Below are 5662 nucleotides of genomic sequence, written 5' to 3'. Positions count from 1 at the left end.
TCTTCCCTGACCTGTTCCAGCGTACCCGAACTGAAAACTAATCGCTCGGGGTCACCTTTAAGTGCATCTCTCAGCCAGGGAGACAACGTTAAGTCGGAAGACATCATTTACTACCCTATTTTTATTAATCTAAGTCAATAGATGGTCTCTTATATATTGCATATTGATGAATATAAATATAGTGGGGTTTCCCCGGGGTTTTGTCCAAATTTCACACACTCATCAATAATCTGCGCTAACTGGATAGTCGCTGCACAGACCGGATGGCCAGCGATTACGGGCCTTAGGCCGTTTTCATGAATCATTGAGCTAAATCATTTTTTTGCACCTTGTGGATAGTCGCCGCATTTTTCGGAGCGTATTTGCCTGCCTGATATTCGAGGATGAATAACGATCCAAGAAAAACAACATTCAGGAGGCGTGCTATGGGCACAATGATAGATATCCAGGCAAAAGACGGCAGTGGCAGTTTCAAAGGTTATCTGGCGGTACCCGCTGCGGGCGAGGGGCCCGGTATTGTCCTGCTGCAGGAGATATTTGGTATCAACGATACCATGCGTAAGGTCGCCGATTATTATGCAGAGGAGGGGTATGTAGTACTGGCGCCTGATCTGTTCTGGCGTCAGGAACCCGGCGTTGAGCTGGAATACAGCCCGGCAGAGTGGGAGAAGGCGTTCGGTTTTTATCAGGGCTTCGATCAGGATCTGGGCGTGGAGGATATCGACGCAGCGATCAGTGTTCTCAAAGGACGGTCTGAGTGCAATGGCAGCATTGGGGCACTGGGGTTCTGTCTGGGCGCCCGTTTGTCCTATCTGACTGCCTGCCGCTGTGATGTCGATGCGGCCGTCGGCTATTACGGTATGGGCATTGAAAACCATCTGCATGAAGCGGCGAATATTAATGGCCGCCTGGTGCTGCACTTTGCCGGTAATGATGAGTACTGTCCGGAAGCCGCGCGCAACGCTATCTATGCGGCGCTGGGTGATCAGGAGCAGGTGGAACTGTATACCTATCCCGGCGTTGATCACGCGTTTGCCCGGGCAGGTTCAGAGCATTATGACAAACCTTCCGCTCTGATGGCGCATCAGCGTTCGGTCACCGCATTCCGTCAGGCTATTGGCCCGCACTACGATCTTTCCTACCTTTGGGATAAGCATTGTGAGTATGAGTTTGATACCCGCAATGTGGATGACACCATGGCAACCATGGTGGCTGAACCCTACGTCAACCATATCCCTAATATGACCGGTGGAGTGGGTTATAAAAATCTCTATCGCTTCTACAAAAATCATTTTGTTGATGTGAACCCTGCCGATACGGCGCTTATCCCTATCTCCCGCACCATAGGCGCAACTCAGATTGTTGATGAACTGCTCTTCACCTTTACCCATGACCGGGTCATCGACTGGATGCTGCCAGGCATTGAACCGACCGGAAAATACGTTGAAGTACCGCTGGTGGCGGTGGTCAAGTTCCGTGGCGATAAGCTGTATCACGAGCATATCTACTGGGACCAGGCCTCTGTACTGGTTCAGATTGGCAAGCTTGATCCTCAGGGCCTGCCAGTTGCCGGACGGGAGTCGGCGGCCAAGCTGCTGGATGAAACACTGCCTTCCAATACGCTGATGCCGAACTGGCCCGATAGTGAGGGGCTGGATCAGGGAGGTGCAAAATGAGCCAGTTTAACGACCGTAGTGTCATCGTAACCGGTGGCGCAACCCTGATCGGAGCCGCCGTTGCTGAGGTGTTTATCGAAGCGGGTGCGAGTGTCACCGTGATCGACATCGATACCGAGGCGGGTGTGGCACTGGCCGATCGTCTTGGTGCCAAAGCACAGTTTGTTGCAGCGGATATCACCGACGATGCGCAGTTAACCGCGGCAATACACAGTGCTGAAAGCCGCTTTGGTGGCGTTGATTATCTGATCAATCTGGCCTGCAGCTATCTGGATGAAGGACAGGCCTCTTCCCGGGAAGACTGGTTAACCGCTCTGGATATCAATGTGGTCAGCGCCGTGATGGCGGCTAATATCGCCCGTCCGCTGATGGTTAAACGGGGTGGCGGCGCCATCGTCAATTTCAGCAGCATCTCGTCACAGATCGCCCAGACCGGTCGCTGGCTCTATCCCGTCAGCAAGGCAGCGATCCGCCATCTGACCCGCAGCATGGCGATGGACTTTGCCGACGATGGCATCCGGGTGAACTCGGTTTCTCCGGGCTGGACCTGGTCCCGGGTGATCAATGAAGTCAGTGGCGGCAACCGGGCTAAGGCGGATCAGGTTGCCTCTGATTTCCATATGCTGGGGCGTCTGGGTGACCCCCGCGAAGTGGCCGAAGTGGTGCTGTTTCTCTGTTCTCCACAGGCCAGTTTTGTAACTGCCGCTGATTATGCGGTTGATGGTGGCTATGCCGCGATTGGTCCGGAACAGCGCAGCCCTGCAATCCCTAAACTCGCTGAATAAGCCAGCCATAAAAATAAAATCTGGAGTAAATGTTATGTCACGCAAAATCGCAATTATTGGTGCCGGTCAGTCCGGTCTGCAGACGGGTATTGGCCTTCTGAAAAAGGGCTATCAGGTCACCATGTTATCCAACCGGACCCAGGACGATATTCGTTCCGGCCGGGTCACCTCAAGTCAGTGTATGTTCGATATGGCACTGAATACCGAAAGAGAGCTGGGGCTTAACTTCTGGGAAAACGATTGCCCGCCGGTCGAGGGTATCGGCCTGACGGTGCCCAACCCCGAACGTCCGGGTGAAAAGCTGATCGACTGGGCGGCGCCTATTGACCACAAAGCGCAGTCGGTGGATCAGCGTCTGAAGATGCCGGTATGGATGGATGAGTTTGTTCGTCTGGGTGGCGAACTGGTGTTCCAGGATGCTGGCATTGACGAACTTGAAGAGCTGGCCGCTTCACACGATCTGGTGTTGCTGGCAGCTGGTAAAGGCGAGATCGTGCGTCAGTTTGAACGGGATGCTGAGCGCTCTGTGTTTGATAAACCGCAACGGGCTCTGGCACTCACCTATGTACATGGCATGGAACCTAAAAAGCCGTTTTCCCGGGTAGCGTTTAATCTGATTCCCGGTGTCGGTGAATACTTCTGTTTTCCGGCTCTGACCCTGAGCGGTCCCTGCGAAATCATGGTGTTTGAGGGGATTCCGGGAGGTCCGATGGATTGCTGGGGCGATGTCGAAACCCCGCAACAACACCTGGCCCGCAGCCTGGAGATCCTCAATACCTACTGCCCATGGGAAGCGGAGCGTTGCAAAAATGTTCAGCTTACCGATGACAATGGTGTACTGGCCGGTCGCTTCCCGCCAACGGTGCGTAAACCGGTAATGACCCTGCCTTCCGGACGTAAAGTGCTGGGTATGGCGGATGCGCTGGTGGTCAACGATCCCATTACGGGGCAGGGATCAAACAACGGCGCTAAATGCAGCAAGATCTATCTGGATTCTATCATCGACCGCGCAGACCAGGCGTTTGACGAAAACTGGATGAAGGATACTTTTGAAAAATACTGGGCTTACGCCGAGCAGGTGGTTAGCTGGACCAACAGTATCCTGCTGCCCCCTGAGGAGCATACCCTCAACCTGCTGGGCGCGGCTCAACAGTCTCCTGATCTGGCTAAGACCATTGCGAACGGTTTCAACAATCCAGTCAATCTGATGCCCTGGTGGACTAATGCAGACGCCTGTAATCAGGTGGTTGCTGAGTTCTTCAAGAAGGAGGCCTGAGATGACTGCGTCGAATACACAATCCATAAATGCTGCACCTGCCATTGAAGTCCCACTGATTGATACCCGGGAGCTGCGCAATACGTTTGGCATGTTCGCTACGGGTGTCACGGCGATTACCGCCGTTGGCGAGGACGATCAGTTGGTGGGGATTACCGCTAACTCGTTTTCATCCCTGTCGTTAGATCCGGCACTGATTCTGTGGAGTCTGGTACTGACCTCACCCAGCGTGGCGGCGTTTGATGAGGGTAAATATTTCAATGTGAATATTCTCAGTCAGCGTCAGGAGGGGCTGGCGATGCAACTGGCGACCCGCTCTGAGGATAAGTTTGCTGGCGTAGAGTATCGCCTGAGTTCTGCAAGGGTTCCGCTGTTGAACGATGCATTGGCAACCCTGCAGTGTCAGGTGGAGTTTACCCGTGTTGCCGGTGATCACCTGCTGATCGTCGGTCGGGTGCTGGATTTTGACCGGGTCGATACGGGCGAGCCGCTGGTGTTCTATCGCGGTGGTTTTAAGCAGCTTTGTGACTGAAACAGATGCCAATGAGCCCGGCTGAGGCCGGGCTTCGATAATACTAATAATCAGGAAGAACAACTCATGAAACGTACAGTTAACTATGTTATGGCATGCCTGATCGGGGCATCTTTAATCACAACCCCAGTCCAGGCGACTGAGGGCGGTGGCTCGAACTACCCGATGGGGGCTGAAGATCTGTTGGTGGGTGCACTGCCACCACCGGGTCTGTATCCATTGATTTACGCTGAGCATTATGAGGCGGATGACTTTAAAGGCAATGATGGCAAAAGCCTGCCGATCAACTTCAACCTGAAAGCCGATGTGCTGGCGCCACGGCTGCTTTATGTCACCGATAAAACTTTGTTCGGTGGTCAGCTGGTGTTTGCCGGTTTGCTGCCGATGGTTGATCTGGATGTCTCCGTCATGGGGATGAACGATAGCGAATCTGGTATTGGCGATCTCGATCTGACCGCCGCGCTGGCCTTCCATCACAGTCCTCAGTTTCATACCGCTATCGGTGTCGATGTTATCGCGCCCACCGGTGAATATGACTCATCCCGCCTGGCCAATATTGGCCGTAACTACTGGACTGTTCAGGGTATCTACGCCGCTTCTCACATTGATCCTGCCGGATTCAACTGGGGGGTGAAGGTGATGTATGACTACAACTTTGAAAACGATGATACCAACTATCGGTCGGGTCAGGAGCTGCACGCTGATTATTCCCTGGGTTACGGAGTATCACCCAACTGGGTGGTGGGGGTCGGTGGGTATGCCTACAAACAGATAACCGGTGATGAAGTTAATGGCACCGATATCGGTAATAAGGGACAAGCCTTTGCCATCGGTCCTGCGATTAAATATGACAACGGCAAAGGCTTCTTTCTATCCGTTAAGTATCAAAAAGAGATGGCGGTTGAAAACCGGCCTCAGGGCGATGCGTTCTGGATAAAAACGGTTGTGAAGTTTTAATCAATTAGCTGAGCCAGGAGGCAGAAGTAATGAATACTCATTCGAAACAAACATTGCTTGAGTGGCGCGATAAGGTTGAAAGCTGGACCGATTTTCGTCCCGAAGAAAATGTATACCGGGTGGCCCGCGAGATGTTTACCGATCGTGACCTGTTCGATATCGAAATGGATCTGATCTTTGAGAACACCTGGATCTATGCCTGTCATGAGAGCCAGATAGCCAACCCCCATGACTTTTTTACCATGCAGGCGGGTCGTCAGGCGATGATCATCACCCGTGATGCCAACGGTGAACTGAATGCACTGATTAATGCCTGTCAGCATCGCGGTGCAACCCTGACCCGGGTATGTCGTGGTAATCAGTCCACTTTCACCTGTCCGTTTCATGCCTGGTGTTATAAGACCGATGGCCGGCTGGTGAAGGTCAAAGCCCCCGG

6 protein-coding genes are annotated in these 5662 nt (G+C 53.1%); all 6 read left to right on the top strand.

Annotation, left to right across the window (positions count from 1 at the left end):
* Window positions 1-425: 425 nt before the first annotated feature.
* Window positions 426-1676, top strand: a complete 1251-nt coding sequence (locus ACQY8X_RS20495) for a dienelactone hydrolase family protein (protein WP_428036989.1) — start codon at window positions 426-428, stop codon at window positions 1674-1676.
* Window positions 1673-2461 carry an SDR family oxidoreductase gene (locus tag ACQY8X_RS20490; RefSeq protein WP_428036988.1) on the top strand — a complete coding sequence of 263 codons (789 nt, stop codon included), beginning with the start codon at window positions 1673-1675 and terminating at the stop codon, window positions 2459-2461. The genes ACQY8X_RS20495 and ACQY8X_RS20490 overlap by 4 nt, the downstream gene beginning before the upstream one ends.
* A gap of 34 nt (window positions 2462-2495) precedes the next feature.
* Complete coding sequence (locus ACQY8X_RS20485; protein ID WP_428036987.1) at window positions 2496-3737, top strand: styrene monooxygenase/indole monooxygenase family protein; 1242 nt, start codon at window positions 2496-2498, stop codon at window positions 3735-3737.
* Between the two features lies 1 nt (window position 3738).
* Window positions 3739-4269 (top strand): flavin reductase family protein, encoded by a 531-nt coding sequence (locus ACQY8X_RS20480; RefSeq protein ID WP_428036986.1) that lies wholly within the window; start codon window positions 3739-3741, stop codon window positions 4267-4269.
* A gap of 66 nt (window positions 4270-4335) precedes the next feature.
* Window positions 4336-5226, top strand: coding sequence for a SphA family protein (locus ACQY8X_RS20475; RefSeq protein ID WP_428036985.1), 891 nt, complete (start codon window positions 4336-4338; stop codon window positions 5224-5226).
* A 29-nt stretch (window positions 5227-5255) separates the two neighbouring features.
* On the top strand, window positions 5256-5662 hold a 407-nt coding region (locus ACQY8X_RS20470), incomplete at its 3' end, for a Rieske 2Fe-2S domain-containing protein (RefSeq protein ID WP_428036984.1).

The organism is Amphritea sp., assembly GCF_050300915.1.
In the GTDB taxonomy this organism is placed as follows: domain Bacteria; phylum Pseudomonadota; class Gammaproteobacteria; order Pseudomonadales; family Balneatricaceae; genus Amphritea.
This window is presented reverse-complemented; position numbering and strand designations above follow the sequence as displayed.

Excerpts from the sequence above, each read along its gene's own strand:
- ACQY8X_RS20490 (WP_428036988.1), top strand. The coding sequence starts at position 1,673 with ATGAGCCAGTTTAACGACCGTAGTGTCATCGTAACCGGTGGCGCAACC.
- ACQY8X_RS20480 (WP_428036986.1), top strand. The coding sequence starts at position 3,739 with ATGACTGCGTCGAATACACAATCCATAAATGCTGCACCTGCCATTGAA.
- ACQY8X_RS20495 (WP_428036989.1), top strand. The coding sequence starts at position 426 with ATGGGCACAATGATAGATATCCAGGCAAAAGACGGCAGTGGCAGTTTC.
- ACQY8X_RS20485 (WP_428036987.1), top strand. The coding sequence starts at position 2,496 with ATGTCACGCAAAATCGCAATTATTGGTGCCGGTCAGTCCGGTCTGCAG.
- ACQY8X_RS20475 (WP_428036985.1), top strand. The coding sequence starts at position 4,336 with ATGAAACGTACAGTTAACTATGTTATGGCATGCCTGATCGGGGCATCT.